The following is a 16750-nucleotide window of genomic DNA, read 5'->3' as shown; positions in this document are numbered from 1 at the left end:
GCGTATGATTTGTCCCTTTTTTGTAGCCCGCCATGAAGGCGAAGCCGAAATGCGGGAAAACGTTCCTAATTGGCACATCAAACCCGCAATACGGCCGCAGGCCTCCTTACAGGCTACGGCCTTTTCGCAAAAAAATGGTGCGAAGAAAAACGGTGGCAATTGAGCACCATGGTGCTCAATTCTTTTGATTGAGGCTCCAATATCAGGACGTTGCAAAGGTCAATTGGCCATCCGCCCACACTACTTTAATAGTATCGCCCGATTTGAATTGCCCCGTTAATAGTGCCTGTGCCAGCGGGTTTTCCAGTTTTTGCTGCAGAACACGTTTTAACGGTCTTGCCCCGTATACCGGATCAAACCCGGCTTCGGCAAGATGGGTCAGGGCTTCCTGGGTTACAGTCAGGGTGATGTTTTGAGTCAGAAGACGTTGTTGCAGGTATTCAATCTGAATGACGGCAATGCTGGCAATTTGTTCCTTGTCTAATGGATGGAATACCACGCTTTCGTCAATCCGGTTGATAAATTCCGGTCGGAAATGTTGCCCGACGATTTCCATAACCGCTGTTTTCATCTGGTTGTAATCCAGTTTGGAAGCCATGTCCTGAATCAGATGAGAGCCCAGATTAGAGGTCATAACAATAACCGTATTGCGAAAATCGACGGTTCTGCCCTGGCCATCCGTCAAGCGTCCGTCGTCCATAACCTGTAACAGAATGTTGAAGACGTCGCTGTGTGCTTTTTCCACCTCATCCAGCAGGATCACACAATAAGGCCTTCGTCTTACGGTTTCAGTCAGATAGCCGCCTTCCTCATACCCGACGTACCCGGGCGGTGCGCCAATCAATCGGGCAACGGAATGTTTTTCCATAAATTCGGACATATCAATGCGAACCATGGCTTCTTCGGTATCAAAAAGAAACGAGGCCAACGCCTTGCAAAGTTCGGTTTTACCCACTCCGGTTGGACCTAAAAACAGAAAGGAGCCAATAGGACGGCGGGGATCGGACAGGCCGGCCCTAGCGCGTCTGATGGCGTTGGAAACCGCGTCAACGGCTTCATTTTGTCCGATCAACCGTTGATGAAGCGCTTCCTCCATATGCAGTAATTTATCTTTTTCCCCTTCCAGCATTTTAGCCACCGGAATACCGGTCCATTTGGATACCACCTCGGCAATTTCTTCTTCCGTGACCTTGTTGCGGAACAGTTTGGCTTCTTCATCGGTTTGTGATTCGCCCACTTGCGACAATTGCTTTTCAAGTTCGGGAATACGTCCGTATTGCAATTCGGACATACGGGCGAGATCGCCGGCGCGCCTTGCGGTGTCGAGTTCGATTTTGGCCTGCTCCAGCGCCTCCTTGATTTGATTGGCACCTTGTAACGTGGCTTTTTCTGATTTCCAGATCTCTTCCAGATCCGCGTAGTTTTTTTCCAGCTCCGTAATACTCTGTTCCAAATCCTTGAGGCGTTTTTTGGATGCTTCGTCCGATTCCTTTTTAAGCGCTTCGCGTTCAATTTTCAATTGAATCAGACGACGATCCAGCTTATCCATGCTTTCCGGTTTGGAATCGATTTCCATACGGATTTGACTGCCTGCCTCGTCAATTAAATCAATGGCTTTATCGGGTAATTGCCGGTCGGTAATATAACGATGGGAGAGGGTGGCCGCAGCGACGATAGCCGGATCGGTGATTTCAACCCCATGATGTACTTCGTAACGCTCCTTCAAGCCGCGTAGTATGGCAATGGTGTCTTCCACGCTGGGTTCGTTCACCAGAATTTTCTGGAAGCGGCGTTCCAGAGCCGCGTCTTTTTCAATGTATTGACGATATTCATCCAGTGTCGTTGCTCCTATACAATGAAGTTCGCCGCGTGCCAGTGCCGGTTTCAGCATGTTGCCGGCATCCATGGCGCCTTCCGCCTTGCCGGCTCCGACCATGGTGTGCAGTTCGTCAATGAACAAAATAATCTGACCTTCCTGTTTGGCCAGATCATTAAGAACTGCTTTCAAGCGTTCCTCAAACTCGCCGCGAAATTTGGCGCCGGCAATCAAAGCACCCATGTCCAGGGATAAGAGGCGTTTATTTTTTAATCCTTCCGGTACTTCGCCGTTAATAATACGTTGCGCCAATCCTTCCACGATGGCGGTTTTACCCACACCGGGTTCACCGATAAGAACGGGATTATTTTTGGTCCGACGTTGCAGAACCTGTATGGTGCGGCGAATTTCATCATCGCGTCCGATGACCGGATCCAGCTTGCCTTGTTCGGCTCTTTCGGTCAGATCAAGGGTATATTTTTCCAGGGCCTGACGTTGTTCTTCCGCGTTGGGATCCTTGACCGCCTCACCGCCACGAATCTCGTCTATCGCCTTTTCAATGGCTTGTTTGTCCGCACCGGCCTGGCGTAATATTTTGGCGAGATTGCCGTCTTCCTGTATCGCCGCCAGAATAAATAACTCGCTGGAAATATAGGCGTCCTTGCGTTGTTGAGATAATTTATCCGTTACATTGAGCAGACGATTCAAGGCGTTGGAGACATGAACGTCTCCTCCCGTGCCCGAGACTTTCGGTAATTTATCAAGCGCCTGATCGACGAGATTGCGAAGTTGTGGAAGATTCACGGAAGCCTTGGATAATAGAGGTCGGGAACTCCCGCCTTCCTGATCCAGCAACGCTTTCATGACGTGTTCCGGCTCAATAAAACCGTTGTCTCTCCCCAGAGCCAGAGATTGCGCGTCAGCCAGAGCCATTTGAAATTTTGACGTGAGCTTGTCCATTCGCATATAGTGATCTCTCTATTTTAAATTGAGTTGTTTAAATTTCTTTCTACCTGCCGTAAAATGTGGGTTTAATTTTTAAAATCAAGTAGCCATCTAATGAATAATAGTCCTATTCCTGAAAATTCCGATTCACAAACCCTGTTAAATAAAATTGTTCTGGAATTTATGCGTGAGCAAAAACGCAAGAGGCGTTGGCGCTGGTTCTCCCGTATTATGATTTTCGCGCTTGTGTTGTTCAGTATTATCAAATTATCCGATTTATCGGAGGCGGATAAGATAGGAGGCGGCAAACCCCATGTTGGTTTGATTGATGTAAACGGCACTATTTTTGATATGGAGTCAGGTGGTGCCGATAATTTTGCCAAGAGTCTGAACTCCGCATATAAAAACACGGGACTTAAAGCGCTCATAATCCGCATTAACAGTCCCGGCGGCAGTCCTGTGCAGGCCGATTATATGTATAATTCCCTGCAGTATTATCGAAAAAAATATCCTGAAATCAAGATTTACTCGGTATGTGTCGATATGTGTGCCTCCGCGGCCTATTATGTAGCGGCCGGCACCGATGATATTTATGCCAATCCGTCGAGCATGGTTGGTTCCATAGGTGTTCTCTATAATGGTTTTGGATTTGTCGACGCTATCCAGAAACTGGGCATAACGAGACGCCTGCAAACCGCAGGAGCCAACAAGGGGTTTCTTGATCCGTTTTCACCGACGACTCCAAAACAAAAAGAATTACTGCAAGCCATGCTTGATGATGTTCATCGCGAGTTTATTGATAAAGTCAGGAAAGGACGTGGCAAGCGGCTTAAAATGAATGATCAGATTTTTTCCGGGCTGTTCTGGACGGGTACGCAAGCCAGAGAGCTGGGATTGATAGATGGTTTTGCCAGCTCGGGAGAACTGGCGAGAGACGTGATCAAGATAGATCAGATTATTGATTATACCAATAAGCAAAGTGTGTTTGAGAAGGTCACAAAAAATCTGGGAACGGCCATGATAGATCGCATTCCGGTAGCCTTGGGAATAAAGCCGGGATTTCAGGAGTGATGTTGTTTTCTGTAAAACCCGATGCCATTTATCCCGAATCACGCAGATCGGGCGTCTCGCCCGACCGTCTTTCTACTAGCCCCTGATAACCGGTAACAACGTTTGTAAAAGTGACTTGAACACCTTGGGGGTGGCGGCAATTACGTCACCCTGTTTTAAATAATCCTCACCGCCTTGCATATCGCTTAGCAACCCGCCGGCTTCTTTTATCAATAGAGAGCCTGCGGCTATGTCCCACGGACGTAAACCGAATTCCCAGAAGCCATCCAGTCGTCCTGATGCCACATAGGCCAGATCGAGTGCGGCAGATCCCGTTCTTCTGATCCCGCCGCATTTCCCAATCAACGCTTCAAAGGTAGGAAGGTGTTTTTTAGCCAGCGGCGGATTACGGAAGGGAAAGCCTGTACCAAGCAGAGCCGTTTGCAATTGTGTTTGTTTGGAGACACGGATCCGGCGGTCATTTAACCGGGCACCGCTTCCCCTGCTTGCGGAAAAACACTCATGGCGCAGCGGATCGTAAACGACGCCGTGTTCAATGCGATTTTTGATTTTACAGGCGATAGATACCGAGAAAAAAGGGAAGCCATGAAGAAAGTTATTGGTTCCGTCAAGAGGGTCAATAATCCATAGGTGATCCGCGTCCGGATTATGCATGCCGCTTTCTTCGGCCATAATACCATGCTCGGGGTACGCCTTGTGAATGGCGCTGATGATGGCTTGCTCCGCTTTAATGTCGACTTCACTGAAATATTCCGTATTATTTTTGGCCGTTACTTTAATACGGTCAATTTGCTCAATGTGGCGGACAATGATATCACCGGCCTGTCGTGCTGCGGTAACAGCAATGTTAAGTAATGGATGCATGGTTTTCGCTCTTTTTCACAAAGTTCGCGATTCTATCACATTTTTTTTGTACAGAGTGAAGTCATTGCTGATATAGTTGTCAACTCCTGAAAATCGTGTTGGCTTTTATGAAGTTTGGTTCCGTTCGTATTGTGTTGGTGGCGACGTCGCATCCTGGTAATATCGGCTCGGCGGCGCGGGCTATGAAAACCATGGGGCTAAGTCGTTTGTATCTGGTTTGCCCGAAATCCTTTCCTGATTTCAAAGCCTGGGAAATGGCCGCGGGGGCTGATGATATCCTGGATAACTGTATCGTGACTGATACCCTGGATGAAGCCTTGTCCGGCTGTCAGTTAATTGTTGCAACCAGTGCAAGACCTCGGGGGATCGCGCTGCCGGGACTTCTTCCTCGTGAATGTGCGGATTTGGTTTGCAGACAACCGGACAATACGGAGGTCGCCATTTTATTTGGCCGGGAGCATGCGGGGCTGACTAATGACGAGTTGCTGCGCAGCCACTATCACGTCAATATTCCAAGTAATCCGGAGTACGCGTCCTTGAATCTGGCTCAGGCCGTACAGATTATTTCCTATGAACTGCGAATGACGTTATTATCACCAACGGCGGAAGTGGAGCTAAGACAGGATGAGCCGGCTACTGCCGACGAGGTAGAGCAATTTTACAGGCATCTTACCGAGGTGATGATAGCCATCGATTTTTTAAAACCGTCCAATCCAAGACGTTTGCCGCAACGTATTCGAAGATTATTTAATCGCACGGGATTGGAAAAAATGGAAGTTAATATTCTCCGCGGCCTGCTAAGCCACGTGCAGAATGCTCTTAAGTGGGCTGTAAAAAAAGACAGGAGTTAAAAGATAAGATGAGTAATTTACCTATTTATATGGATTATATGGCTACTACCCCGGTCGATCCGGAGGTTGTTCGTGAAATGGTACGATATCTTGGTACGGACGGCGTTTATGGCAATCCGGCATCAGCTACCCATATTTACGGGAAAATGGCCGCTCAGGCTGTTGAGCGTGCGCGCACCCGGATCGCTGAGACGGTTGGAGCGGAACCCGCTGAAATCGTGTTTACTTCCGGTGCAACGGAAGCAGACAATCTGGCGATTTTAGGAGCATCACGTTTTTATCAGAATAAGGGCAGGCATGTTATTACCATGCAAACCGAACACAAGGCTGTACTTGACAGTTTTCAGCAATTGGAAAAAGAAGGATTTGAGGTCACTTACCTGAAACCCGAGCCGGATGGTTTGCTGGAATTGCAACGTCTGCTTGACGCCATTACTGATCAGACTGTTTTGGTCTCCATCATGCACGTCAATAATGAAATTGGCGTGGTGCAGGATATTGTTGCGATTGGTGAGTTGTTAAGAAACAGGGGGATTCTGTTTCATGTGGATGCCGCACAAAGCGCCGGAAAACTGGCTATTGATTTAGCCCGAATGCCGGTGGATTTGATGTCTTTTTCCGCGCACAAAAATTATGGGCCTAAAGGTATTGGTGCCTTGTATGTAAGGCATAAACCCAGGATCAGGCTTGTTCCGCAATCATTTGGCGGCGGGCATGAGGGCGGTTTGCGTTCCGGAACTTTGGCGACGCATCAGATTGTCGGCATGGGTGAAGCCTTTGCTCTTGGAGAGCGTCTTCGTATTGCGGAGCAGGCCAAAATCCTGGAACTTCGCCGTAAACTCTGGCTGGGCATTAAAAATTTGCCGGGCGTTCGCTTGAATGGCCATGAACATCACCGCGTTGCAGGTAACCTGAACGTCACTTTTTCAGGTATTGAAGGAGACGCCTTGCTCCTGGGATTGCGGGAACTGGCGGTGTCCACAACGTCTGCCTGCTCCTCGGCCAGCGCTCAACCTTCGTACGTGTTAAAAGCGCTGGGGCTGGATAATGAGGACGCGTTCAGTTCGGTTCGCATGTCGCTGGGCCGATTTACTACGGAAAATGACGTTGATAATGCGATTCGAATTATTTGCAGCCAGGTAACCAGATTGCGTGAAATGTCGCCATTATGAATTATAATAGCTTATTAGAGACGCTTTTTTTTAAACCCGAGCATGTTGGGGTGCCTGATGGTTCCATACCACTGGTCGCATGCAGCCGGATTCGGGTAAAAAAAGGGGCGCGTTTTGATTTTTGCATGGCATGCGAGCCATCGGGACTGGTTAAGAAAGCCTGTTTCAAGGCGTATGGTAATCCTTATCTGGTTGCGGGGCTTGAATGGCTTTGCCGGCAGGTCGAGGGTACGATGATTTTAAGACCGTTTATTCTGGATCATCAGAAGCTCGTTGAACTACTGGCTATTCCAAAAAGCCGGCACCCGGATGCCTTGTTGATAGCCGAGAGCTATCGCGAAGTTCTTGAGACTATGAAAAATTTACTGGGGGACAAGCAATAATGAGCGACGTAGTACAACATCAAGCCAGCCAGGAGGTTGGTGTCACCCTGACGGAGGAGGCAACCCGGCATATACTGTCCTATCTGAACAAACAGTCGGCTAGTGTCGGCATTCGTTTCTCGGTGAAAAAAACCGGCTGTTCCGGCTTGTCCTACGTGGTGGATTACGTAGATGCCCCAAAGGAGACGGATAAGGTTTTTCCATTGTCAGGGGATTATATGATTTGCATTGACAAGGGAAGTTATCCTTTTTTAAAGGGTATGACGATTGATTATGTTCGGCAGGGCTTGAATTACAAGTTTCTTTTTCATAATCCTAACCAGACAGGGCAATGCGGATGCGGTGAGAGTTTTACGGTGGAGTAGGCCGGAATCTCCAGGGATTTTCGGTCATATTTGCAGCCTGTAAATAACTTCAGGTTTATTGTTTAACGCAATGGCTCGCTTTTCACATAAATCACTACCTGGCAAATTCTCTCATAACAAAGTATGTCATTGTATGGCAGGCCTGCTATCAAGCAGGCTAACCAGTTTGGTTGTCATAAACACGTCCTGATCGCATACAAATAATATCCTTTTAATCTTAAGGAAAAATTAAAACAATAAAATCAGGCTTGATTTGAAGCATTTTACTTAATCTTCCCTTAATAAATGAATATAATAAAATCAATATTTACACTCTTTGAGATATTTGTTATTATATAGGCCATGATGTTCTGTTTATGTCATTTTAAAAATGGTTGTTTAAACACAAATTTGATCGCTAGGAGTAATCATGAGCGCAGTTATGCAACAAGTTGAACAAATTAATGAAGCGTTGACCCAACAGGTTGTTGGCGCCGTTAAGCGTTATCTGTCAACCCTTGGAAGCAAGGAAATTAACCTTAATCTATATCAGTTGATTGTAGAGGAAGTGGAAGCTCCGTTGTTTCGTACGGTTATGGAGTTGACAAGATATAATCAATCCAAGGCTGCTCGGGTACTGGGCGTAAGTCGTGGTACGCTACGAACCAAACTGAAACGCTACTTTGATGATGAGTTTATCGGAACCAGAGGGTAATAGTTCTGGTCTTTCAATAGACACTTTGCTATCATTGATAACAGAAGTTGGTCAGACAATCGCTCTTTGCCTTGGCAAAGGGAGGAAAGTCCGGGCTCCACAGGGCAGAGTGCCAGGTAATTCCTGGGAGGCGTGAGCCTACGGAAAGTGCCACAGAAAATATACCGCCTTTTGAGTCATCTCAGAGGGTAAGGGTGAAATGGTGCGGTAAGAGCGCACCGCGCGTCCGGTAACGGACGTGGCAGGGAAAACCCCGCTCGGAGCAAGACCAAATAGGAATCCATGCCGGTTGTGAAGCCGGTACGTATGGCCCATACGGGATTCGGGTAGGTCGCTTGAGGTACGCGGTGACGCGTGTCCCAGATGAATGATTGTCCGCGACAGAACCCGGCTTATCGACCGACTTCGTTGCTTTTTAACGGGTGCTGAACCCGGACACAGGCGACAAATAAGTAATCCCTCTTGTATTTATTAATCAGCCGACTTACTATCCCGCATTTCCAGTGGCCGGATTTTTGATCATGATGTTATGTATTGATGTGGGAAATTCTCATATATACGGCGGTGTTTTTGCCGCAGACGAAATACGCCTTCGTTTTCGACATACTTCAAAAGTCAGTACGTCTGACGAACTTGGTATTTTTCTAAAAAGTGTGCTCAGGGAAAATCATTGTTCTCCGGAAGCCATTAATGAAATAGCGATTTGCTCAGTCGTTCCGCAACTGGATTATTCGTTGCGAGCCGCCTGTTTAAAATATTTTGCCGTGGAGCCTTTTTTTCTGCAGGCGGGTGTAAAAACAGGTCTGAAAATTAAATACCGCAACCCGATTGAAGTGGGCGCTGATCGTATAGCGAACGCCATAGCGGCTACGAACAGCTATCCGTCAAAAAACCTCATCGTTATTGATTTTGGCACAGCCACGACATTTTGTGTTATCAGCTACGACAAATCCTATTTTGGAGGAGCCATTTTGCCGGGAGTACGTTTGTCGGTAGACGCCTTGTCAGCCAACACCGCGAAATTGCCCTCGGTGGAAATTGTAAAAACGGAGCAGGTTGTCGGGCGCTCTACAAGCGAGAGCATACAATCCGGTATTTATTACGGTGTTTTGGGGGCGTGCCGCGAATTAATTAACCGTATTAAAGAAGAAAAATTTTCAGGGCAGGAGGTGCTTGTACTGGCAACGGGCGGGTTTGCCTCTTTGTTTGACAAACAGGCACTTTATGATTTCAATATTCCGGATTTGGTTTTGCAGGGGATTCGACTGGCTGCATTGATGAATCCGATGAGTGAAAACCGGGGATAAATTGTCAGCAACCCCCAGTGTTTGCCTGGTTGTCGTGCCCGCGAAAGCGGGCATCCATTTATCCCAATCCACGCAGGTCGGGCGCCTTGCTCGACATTTCCCGAGAGCGAATCAATCTTGTTTCAAAAAACAAAGCGGCTATGTCGTCTTTTATCAGACCAAAATGCAGTGAGATCGTGTTCTTTAGTATTGGCGGACAAGGCGCCCGACCTGCGTCTGTTAGCAATAGGACAGAATCAGAGTGCCACGTCCTGTAAACAACCCATTGTCAATGATTTAATTAAAATCATTAAGTCTATTAATTAATCGATAAATCCGGTCAAATCTGAAATTGTATGATTTTTTTACTTAAAAGTGGGGTAAGAACTTGACGATTGGGAAAATGTGTTTCTATAGTGTATAAAAGTGGTATAAAATAATAAAAAAGTGGAGAATTGTGGGAAGGTAATGAAACCAGCCCGCAACATAAAAATCATGTTTCGCGGAATTAATGCCATAACGATTGACGGAAAAGGTCGCTTAGCCATCCCAACGCGCTACCGAGAGGCGTTGAGTGCGGATGGCAAATCGGCTTTGGTCGTCACTATTGATACCGAGGAAACCTGTTTGCTGTTATACACCACCGTGCAATGGCAGATAATTGAGTCCAAATTACAGAGTTTGCCCAGTTTTAATCCGGCAGCACGCCGTATTCAGCGTTTGTTGATTGGTCATGCGACGGATGTGGAGCTTGATGGAAACGGCAGATTGCTTTTGCCGCCGCTGTTACGGGATTACGCCCGGCTGGATAAAAAAGCGGTGTTAATCGGGCAGGGAAACAAATTTGAGGTTTGGAATGAAACCTTATGGCAGCGTAAGCGTGAACAATGGCTGGAAGAGGAAGGATCCGGGGCAGGCGGATTGCCTGATGAAATGAAAACCTTCTCTTTATGATGGAAACGAACATGGCACATCAATCCGTACTGTTGCAAGAAGCGGTGGAAGGTTTGGCCATCCGGCCTGACGGCATTTACGTGGACGGTACTTTTGGCCGAGGCGGGCATAGCCGGGCTATTCTGAAACGGTTATCCCCGGCAGGCCGCCTGATTGCCATTGACAAGGATCCTGCCGCGGTTGCCTATGGCCGGGAATGTTTCAAGGATGATAATCGATTCAGCATTATCCACGGTTCTTTTGCCGATTTGCCGCATTTTGCCAAGGAAGCCGATATTTATGGGAACATCAACGGAATTTTGCTTGATCTCGGGGTTTCATCCCCTCAGTTGGATGATCCGGATCGGGGATTTAGCTTCATGCAGGACGGCCCCCTGGATATGCGCATGGATAGCCGACAGGCTATGGATGCGGCTCATTTTGTCAATCAAGCGAAAGCCGAGGAGATGGCGCACGTGTTTCGTGAGTATGGAGAAGAGCGTTTTGCCGGGCGTATTGCTCGCGCCATTGTTGCACAACGCGCTCAAAAACCAATTGTAACCACACAGCAACTCGCTGAAATTATAAAGCAGGCTAATCCGAAATGGGAAAAACACAAACATCCGGCAACAAGGGTTTTTCAGGCTATTCGCATACATATTAACCAGGAGTTGTCTGATCTGACCCGTTGTCTTGATCAGGTACTGGATACGTTGACGGCTGGTGGTCGACTGGTTGTGATTAGTTTTCACTCTCTGGAGGATCGAATTGTCAAACAATTCATGCGCCGTAAAGAACAAGGCGAGAGGTTTCCTTCAGGCGTTCCCTTACGTGCCAGTGAAATAAGTAGTTCATTTAAACGAATAGGCAAGGCGATCAAACCCGATGATATTGAAATCAAAGAGAATATCAGAGCACGAAGTGCGGTACTTAGAATAGGGGAGAAGACAGCATGAATGCCGCAGCAAGAGCAATACACCAAAGTAATTTATTCAGTGGACAATTATTGGAAATGCGTCTTTCAAAACGATGGTGCCTGGTTTTATCGTTGCTGCTGGCCGTACTGGTCAGTGCTCTTGCCGTTGTTTACACGACCAACGAACATCGCCTGTGCTTCAGTCATTTGCAGCAATTGGAACAACAAACCCATCAATTACAATTGCAGTGGGGGCAATTGCTCCTTGAGCAGGCCAGTCTGGCTACCCCGGCGAGAGTGGAGAGGCTGGCTGGCGAAAAACTGCAGATGAAATTACCGTCCGATAAACAGACTTACGTGTTACAGCCGCAATGAACAGCAAAGGTCACCGCCTGCGTTTGATATGGATTTCGGTGTTCTTTGTCGTGATACTGGGCGTCCTTGTTTGGCGAATTACAGATCTGACGGTGTTGAACAGGCAGTTTCTCAAGGGTCAGGGGGATGCACGAAGTTTACGAGTGATTGATATTCCCGCTTATCGCGGCATGATAACCGATCGTCAGGGAACGCCCCTGGCGGTCAGCACGCCGGTGCAGTCTCTGTGGGTTAACCCCAAGGATTTCGCACCGGATGACAGACAATCGATGCAACTCTCCCAACTATTGCATATCAAACCAAACGTGCTCAGGGAAAAAATACGGCAAGGGCAGTCTCGCGAATTTCTCTATCTGCAAAGGCAGTTATCTCCTGATATTGCAAGAAAAATTGAGCAATTAAAAATTCCCGGATTAAATTTTCAACAGGAATTCAAGCGTTTTTATCCTGAAACGGAGAGTACCGCCCAATTATTGGGTTTTACCAATATTGATGATGAAGGTATTGAAGGACTGGAACTTGCCTATCAGGATTGGTTGATGGGGGTTCCCGGTAAAAAAAGGGTACTGAAAGACAGAACCGGTCGAGTTATAGAGGAGCTGGATATTCTTAAGGAACCAAGGCCCGGAAAGGATTTGGTGTTAAGTATTGATAGACGGATCCAATATCTGGCCTATCATGAATTAAAAAATACCCTGGAAAAATTCGCGGCCAAATCGGGTTCCGTTGTCGTACTGGATGCCAAAACAGGTGAAATTCTGGCTGCGGCCAATGCGCCGTCATTTAATCCCAACGCCCGGTGGCGTTATCCCAGAGATCGATATCGAAACAGGGCATTTACGGATCTGTTTGAACCGGGGTCCGTGATTAAGCCGTTTAGCATAGGCAGTGCTCTGGAAAGCGGTCAGGTGACACCCGATACCATTGTTGATACCCGTCCCAGTTGGATGGTTGTCCACGGCCGGACGATTCGGGATGTGCATAATTATGGCGTACTTGATGTCACCGGCGTTATGCAGCACTCCAGCAACGTGGGTGTTACGAAGATGATACTGTTAAGTCCGCCGGAGCAATTGCTTGGTTTATTGCAGCGCAGTGGGTTTGGTCAGCGTACGGAAAGCGGTTATCCGGGCGAAAGTGACGGGTTTGTTGTTCATGCGAAAGACGCGAATCCGTTTGTTCTGGCTACCATCGGGTTCGGTTACGGATTGTCGGTAACGGCGCTGCAACTGGCGAAAGGTTATCTTGTTTTTGCCAACCATGGCATACTTCCTCCCGTGTCGTTACTACATAACGTAACAATGGAACCAGGCAAAAGAGTACTGGATGCCAAAACCTCGGATCAGGTGCTGGCTATGCTGGAAGCGGTATTAGGAAATGAAGGTACGGGTAAACAGGCCAGAATTCCGGGTTATCGGGTGGCGGGAAAAACGGGAACGGCTCGTATTGCCGGTAAAAATGGCTATGAGGTGAACCGGCACATGGCCAGTTTTGCAGGGATTGCCCCGGTTTCCGACCCTCGTCTGGTTGTTGCCGTCGTTATTCACGAACCGACACGGATAAGCTATTATGGCGCTACGGTTGCGGCACCATTATTTGCCAAAGTTATGTCCGGGGCGCTGCGTGTCCTGAATGTCGATCCGGATAAAACCACGAATTGAGACTGAAATGAAACTAAGTGAACTGTTGAGTCCCTGGGTTGAGATTGCGATAGAGGATTGTGACATTACCGGCCTGCAAAATGATAGTCGACAGCTTAAAGCCGGTCATGTGTTTCTGGCCTATCCCGGAGCCTTGACCGACGGTCGCCTGTTTATTCCTCAAGCCATAGCCGCTAACGCCTCTGTCATAGTATACGAACCGGAAAACTGGCCGCCTAACTCAATGTTGCCTACCGAATTCAGGGGCATTGCCTTTCCCGGACTCTCCAGGCACCTTGCCGCGATAGCCAGCCGGTTTTTCGGCGATCCGGCAGATGGCATGCCCATTACTGGCGTAACCGGTACGAATGGTAAAACCACGATCGCGTTTCAATTGGCGCAAGCGCATGCTCTTTTGGGAGAGCGTGCCGCGTATATAGGTACCTTGGGGCAGGGAGAGTATACGCATTTGCAGTTATTGGCCAACACAACGCCCGACGCGCTTGTATTACAATCACTGTTTCACAATTATAAAAGTTGCGGGATAAAAAGGGTGTGCATGGAAGTGTCCTCTCACGCACTGGAGCAAGGAAGAGTGGACGGCCTGCCGTTTACTCAGGCTATCTTCACGAACCTGACCCACGATCATCTGGATTACCACCGAACCATGGAAAATTATGCCGAGGCAAAGGCGTTATTGTTTGCCGGAACCTCGCTTGAAACAGCCATTGTTAATTTCGATGATCCGTATGTGAAGTACATGACCGAACCTGTAAAAAAGGGTTGCCGATTGCTGACTTATGGCATAAAAGAAGGTGCTGTTGTGAGAGCTCTGGACTGGAATGTGGACATGACAGGTACGGATATGACGGTGGTTTCGCCGTGGGGAAAGTGCTCTTTTCGTATCAATGCCCTTGGTTTTTTTAATGTTTACAATGCGCTGGCCGTGTTTTCCAGCCTGTTGGCTACCGGGTATCCCCTGCAATCGGTGACGGAGATTATGAGTCAACTAAATCCCGCACCGGGACGTATGGAAGTGGTGAATCAAAAACCCTGCATTATCGTTGATTACGCTCATACCCCGGACGCACTGGAAAATGTTTTAAAAACGCTTGTTAATGTGAAACAAGGGAAGATACTGGTCGTTTTGGGTTGTGGCGGCGACCGTGACAAGACAAAACGACCGAAAATGGGTGAGATTGCGGGACGGTATGCGGATATTGCCATCATTACCAGTGATAATCCCCGTTCGGAAGATCCATACCAGATTATGGAGGATATTGTACAAGGTCTTTCAGGAAATAATCCGGTTTATAAAATTGCGGATCGCAAAGAAGCCATTTCCAGGGCAATCGAACTTGGCAATGACGAGGATATTATCCTTATCGCCGGAAAAGGACATGAAACCTATCAGCAAATTGGTCGAACCTATCATCATTTTTCTGATCAGGAAGTGGTTCACGCCTTGATCGGATAATCAATACCGCGATTATTCCTGTTCATTGCAAAAAAGAAACAAATCACACACTGTTATGCGCCAGAAAAAGTTACGTGTCCAAAGAACCGGCAACCCCGAGAATTCGCCGGGTTTGTTCATCAATTCGGCTGCTATCATAGCTGTTGAAATCATGGCGAGTCCGGTGGGCCTTGCGTAACTTGAGAAAACACGCCTTTTTATCCGTGTCAGCTTTTAGTTGTCCGGTTTCCAGGCCAGGATCATAAAGAGACAGGACGGTTTGTACCCAGTCCTGTCCGGGGGATATCGTGGCTGGAAAATCATTGTCAGGCAAAAAATTATCAGGCGGGGGATTCAGTTGGAATGCGGCATGAAGTTTCCGGCTGACCATATCGATGGCGTTTTGTTTGGCTTCTACGCTATGGCCGGCAATATGTGGTGTGCATAACGTGGCCAAATCAACAAGTCGGGGATTGGGGCTCGGTTCATGCTCATAAACATCGGTGCAGTAAAACAGGGGGGGGTGCAGATTCAACAAGTCGTTTTCATCGACAATGTTGCCTCTGGACGCGTTAATAATCGCGGTGCCGGTTTGTAATTTATGTAAAAAGGATTGGTCGAGCAGGTTGTAGCTGGGATAGGGATTTTGCCGGTGTAAATTGGCATGAACGCATAGCAATTCACATTGCGTCAGTTCATGACGCGAACAACTGACAAAGCCGTTTTCCCTGGCCGCTTTGGGTGGATCATAGGCCAGCACCTCAAATCCGGCTGCTTTAAGTCGTATACCGACCTGACTGCCTACCGCGCCATAGCCAATCACGCCGGCTTTTCGTCCTTGCCATCCCCGGTAAAGCCTGAGCCATGCTAGCGACGCCATAACATAGTCAGCCACTGCGGTGGCGTTACTGCCTTTGGCGTCAAGGATGGTAATATCCCGGGCAGCCGCATAGCGTTCGTCAATATGATCGATGCCGCTGCTGGCTGTAGCGATGTATCGTAAGGAATGCCCCTGTAACAGCCGCTCGTTGACTCTCAGGGTAGAGCGGCAAAGAAGAATGGTCTGACCGGGTAATTTGGAAACCATATCCTCGGCGTCGTTGAAGCAGGTTAACGCGAAAGGGGGGGGGAAGGCCTGTTGCAATCCTGGAAGTGACGCGTCAGCCAATATTTTAATCATCATATATTGAATAAAAAGTGCAGGAAATTAAGGGACATATTGATCAAGGGGCCAATGATCCATCCCAACGCGCCGGAAAACAGCAACGCCAGTAAAATAAAAAATCCATAAGGTTCCAGTTTTTGTAACAGCATGGCTTGACGCAAAGGCAAAAGGCTCACGGCGATTCGTCCGCCGTCGAGAGGGGGAATCGGAATCAGGTTAAAAAAAGCCAGCAGGAGATTGATAATAATTCCGGCTCTGGAAGCCAGGAGAAGAAACAGGGCGGGGCTTGAATATTGCGGATTAAAATACGTTGCTATTTTAAAACATCCCGCCCAAAATAAAACCATCAACAGATTGGATGCCGGGCCTGCTGCGGTAGCCAGGGCCATATCCCGTCGGGGATGGCGTAGTTGAGCACCGTTGATTGGCACAGGTTTGGCCCAGCCGAATACGAAATGAAACTGGCTTAAGACTAAAATGAGGACAGGCATGATGACTGTACCTATCGGATCAATGTGTTTTACGGGATTAAAGGTGAGTCGCCCCATCATTTTAGCCGTATTATCACCACACAGATTGGCCACCCAGGCATGTGACGCTTCATGAATGGTCACGGCGAACAGCACCGGGATGATCCATATGGCTATTTGTTGTACTGTGGTAAGTTCTGGCATGGCTAAATTCACGACTCGGTGTGACAGGTAGTGACTGATTCTAGCGGATAGTGATTGTTTTACTCAAGTGTTACCTTTTTAAATGAGTAACGCTACTGGTAATTCCATGAGTGCTCCTATATCATCACGGCTTTGTATTTTTGG

Annotated in this window: 16 protein-coding genes and 1 other RNA gene; 13 read left to right on the top strand and 4 right to left on the bottom strand. The window is 47.8% G+C overall.

From position 1 onward, the window contains the following. Nucleotides 1–202: 202 nt before the first annotated feature. Nucleotides 203–2782, bottom strand: a complete 2580-nt coding sequence (gene clpB, locus CKW05_RS10015) for an ATP-dependent chaperone ClpB (protein ID WP_058482434.1) — start codon at nt 2780–2782, stop codon at nt 203–205. Nucleotides 2783–2875: 93 nt separating this feature from the next. Between clpB and CKW05_RS10010 the strand changes: the two genes are divergently transcribed. Further along, nucleotides 2876–3832, top strand: coding sequence for a S49 family peptidase (locus tag CKW05_RS10010; protein ID WP_058482435.1), 957 nt, complete (start codon nt 2876–2878; stop codon nt 3830–3832). Between the two features lie 75 nt (nt 3833–3907). Here CKW05_RS10010 and CKW05_RS10005 read toward each other — a convergent pair whose 3' ends face one another. Then, nucleotides 3908–4696, bottom strand: coding sequence for an inositol monophosphatase family protein (locus CKW05_RS10005; RefSeq protein WP_058482436.1), 789 nt, complete (start codon nt 4694–4696; stop codon nt 3908–3910). A gap of 107 nt (nt 4697–4803) precedes the next feature. Here CKW05_RS10005 and CKW05_RS10000 point away from each other — a divergent pair, with 107 nt between their 5' ends. The 12 genes from CKW05_RS10000 to CKW05_RS09940 all read left to right on the top strand — a co-directional run bounded on the left by CKW05_RS10000 (nt 4804) and on the right by CKW05_RS09940 (nt 14788). Next, nucleotides 4804–5547, top strand: a complete 744-nt coding sequence (locus tag CKW05_RS10000) for an RNA methyltransferase (RefSeq protein WP_058482470.1) — start codon at nt 4804–4806, stop codon at nt 5545–5547. Nucleotides 5548–5555: 8 nt separating this feature from the next. Next, nucleotides 5556–6719 carry an IscS subfamily cysteine desulfurase gene (locus tag CKW05_RS09995; RefSeq protein WP_058482437.1) on the top strand — a complete coding sequence of 388 codons (1164 nt, stop codon included), beginning with the start codon at nt 5556–5558 and terminating at the stop codon, nt 6717–6719. Next, a complete protein-coding gene (locus CKW05_RS09990) occupies nt 6716–7102 on the top strand; it encodes a hypothetical protein (RefSeq protein WP_058482438.1) in 387 nt (128 codons plus the stop codon). The genes CKW05_RS09995 and CKW05_RS09990 overlap by 4 nt, the downstream gene beginning before the upstream one ends. After that, complete coding sequence (locus tag CKW05_RS09985; RefSeq protein WP_058482439.1) at nt 7102–7467, top strand: HesB/IscA family protein; 366 nt, start codon at nt 7102–7104, stop codon at nt 7465–7467. Before CKW05_RS09990 ends, CKW05_RS09985 begins: the two co-directional genes overlap by 1 nt. Nucleotides 7468–7876: 409 nt before the next feature. Continuing rightward, a complete protein-coding gene (locus CKW05_RS09980; RefSeq protein WP_058482440.1) occupies nt 7877–8161 on the top strand; it encodes a helix-turn-helix domain-containing protein in 285 nt (94 codons plus the stop codon). Between the two features lie 43 nt (nt 8162–8204). Next, nucleotides 8205–8572, top strand: an RNA gene (gene rnpB, locus CKW05_RS09975) — RNase P RNA component class A. Between the two features lie 110 nt (nt 8573–8682). Then, the gene (locus CKW05_RS09970) at nt 8683–9468 is read left to right on the top strand and encodes a type III pantothenate kinase (RefSeq protein WP_058482441.1); all 786 of its coding nucleotides are present in this window, start codon (nt 8683–8685) and stop codon (nt 9466–9468) included. Nucleotides 9469–9942: 474 nt separating this feature from the next. Beyond that, entirely contained in the window at nt 9943–10401 is a 459-nt protein-coding gene (mraZ, locus tag CKW05_RS09960) for a division/cell wall cluster transcriptional repressor MraZ (RefSeq protein ID WP_058482471.1), read from the top strand. An 11-nt stretch (nt 10402–10412) separates the two neighbouring features. Then, nucleotides 10413–11336 carry a 16S rRNA (cytosine(1402)-N(4))-methyltransferase RsmH gene (gene rsmH / locus CKW05_RS09955; protein WP_058482472.1) on the top strand — a complete coding sequence of 308 codons (924 nt, stop codon included), beginning with the start codon at nt 10413–10415 and terminating at the stop codon, nt 11334–11336. Then, nucleotides 11333–11671, top strand: a complete 339-nt coding sequence (gene ftsL, locus CKW05_RS09950; RefSeq protein ID WP_058482443.1) for a cell division protein FtsL — start codon at nt 11333–11335, stop codon at nt 11669–11671. Before rsmH ends, ftsL begins: the two co-directional genes overlap by 4 nt. Further along, complete coding sequence (locus CKW05_RS09945) at nt 11668–13332, top strand: peptidoglycan D,D-transpeptidase FtsI family protein (RefSeq protein WP_058482444.1); 1665 nt, start codon at nt 11668–11670, stop codon at nt 13330–13332. The genes ftsL and CKW05_RS09945 overlap by 4 nt, the downstream gene beginning before the upstream one ends. Nucleotides 13333–13339: 7 nt before the next feature. Further along, nucleotides 13340–14788: a UDP-N-acetylmuramoyl-L-alanyl-D-glutamate--2,6-diaminopimelate ligase gene (locus tag CKW05_RS09940; RefSeq protein WP_058482445.1), complete on the top strand. Its 1449-nt coding sequence runs from the start codon at nt 13340–13342 to the stop codon at nt 14786–14788. A gap of 70 nt (nt 14789–14858) precedes the next feature. Here CKW05_RS09940 and CKW05_RS09935 read toward each other — a convergent pair whose 3' ends face one another. Continuing rightward, the gene (locus CKW05_RS09935) at nt 14859–15950 is read right to left on the bottom strand and encodes a 4-phosphoerythronate dehydrogenase (protein WP_408606974.1); all 1092 of its coding nucleotides are present in this window, start codon (nt 15948–15950) and stop codon (nt 14859–14861) included. Beyond that, nucleotides 15947–16606: a site-2 protease family protein gene (locus CKW05_RS09930; protein ID WP_058482446.1), complete on the bottom strand. Its 660-nt coding sequence runs from the start codon at nt 16604–16606 to the stop codon at nt 15947–15949. The genes CKW05_RS09935 and CKW05_RS09930 overlap by 4 nt, the downstream gene beginning before the upstream one ends. Nucleotides 16607–16750: the final 144 nt, after the last annotated feature.

It is taken from the genome of Legionella spiritensis (assembly GCF_900186965.1).
GTDB classification, from domain to species: Bacteria; Pseudomonadota; Gammaproteobacteria; order Legionellales; family Legionellaceae; genus Legionella_C; species Legionella_C spiritensis.
The sequence above is the reverse complement of the archived record's forward strand: the minus strand, read 5'-3'. Positions and strand labels throughout refer to the sequence as shown.

What these genes read in the sequence shown, in the direction of transcription:
- CKW05_RS09990 (WP_058482438.1), top strand. Translation starts at nt 6,716, where the DNA reads ATGAATTATAATAGCTTATTAGAGACGCTTTTTTTTAAACCCGAGCAT.
- CKW05_RS10000 (WP_058482470.1), top strand. Translation starts at nt 4,804, where the DNA reads ATGAAGTTTGGTTCCGTTCGTATTGTGTTGGTGGCGACGTCGCATCCT.
- CKW05_RS09980 (WP_058482440.1), top strand. Translation starts at nt 7,877, where the DNA reads ATGAGCGCAGTTATGCAACAAGTTGAACAAATTAATGAAGCGTTGACC.
- mraZ (WP_058482471.1), top strand. Translation starts at nt 9,943, where the DNA reads ATGTTTCGCGGAATTAATGCCATAACGATTGACGGAAAAGGTCGCTTA.
- CKW05_RS09935 (WP_408606974.1), bottom strand. Translation starts at nt 15,950, where the DNA reads ATGATGATTAAAATATTGGCTGACGCGTCACTTCCAGGATTGCAACAG.
- CKW05_RS10005 (WP_058482436.1), bottom strand. Translation starts at nt 4,696, where the DNA reads ATGCATCCATTACTTAACATTGCTGTTACCGCAGCACGACAGGCCGGT.
- CKW05_RS09970 (WP_058482441.1), top strand. Translation starts at nt 8,683, where the DNA reads ATGATGTTATGTATTGATGTGGGAAATTCTCATATATACGGCGGTGTT.
- CKW05_RS09995 (WP_058482437.1), top strand. Translation starts at nt 5,556, where the DNA reads ATGAGTAATTTACCTATTTATATGGATTATATGGCTACTACCCCGGTC.
- clpB (WP_058482434.1), bottom strand. Translation starts at nt 2,782, where the DNA reads ATGCGAATGGACAAGCTCACGTCAAAATTTCAAATGGCTCTGGCTGAC.
- rsmH (WP_058482472.1), top strand. Translation starts at nt 10,413, where the DNA reads ATGGCACATCAATCCGTACTGTTGCAAGAAGCGGTGGAAGGTTTGGCC.
- CKW05_RS09940 (WP_058482445.1), top strand. Translation starts at nt 13,340, where the DNA reads ATGAAACTAAGTGAACTGTTGAGTCCCTGGGTTGAGATTGCGATAGAG.
- ftsL (WP_058482443.1), top strand. Translation starts at nt 11,333, where the DNA reads ATGAATGCCGCAGCAAGAGCAATACACCAAAGTAATTTATTCAGTGGA.
- CKW05_RS09985 (WP_058482439.1), top strand. Translation starts at nt 7,102, where the DNA reads ATGAGCGACGTAGTACAACATCAAGCCAGCCAGGAGGTTGGTGTCACC.
- CKW05_RS10010 (WP_058482435.1), top strand. Translation starts at nt 2,876, where the DNA reads ATGAATAATAGTCCTATTCCTGAAAATTCCGATTCACAAACCCTGTTA.
- CKW05_RS09930 (WP_058482446.1), bottom strand. Translation starts at nt 16,606, where the DNA reads ATGCCAGAACTTACCACAGTACAACAAATAGCCATATGGATCATCCCG.
- CKW05_RS09945 (WP_058482444.1), top strand. Translation starts at nt 11,668, where the DNA reads ATGAACAGCAAAGGTCACCGCCTGCGTTTGATATGGATTTCGGTGTTC.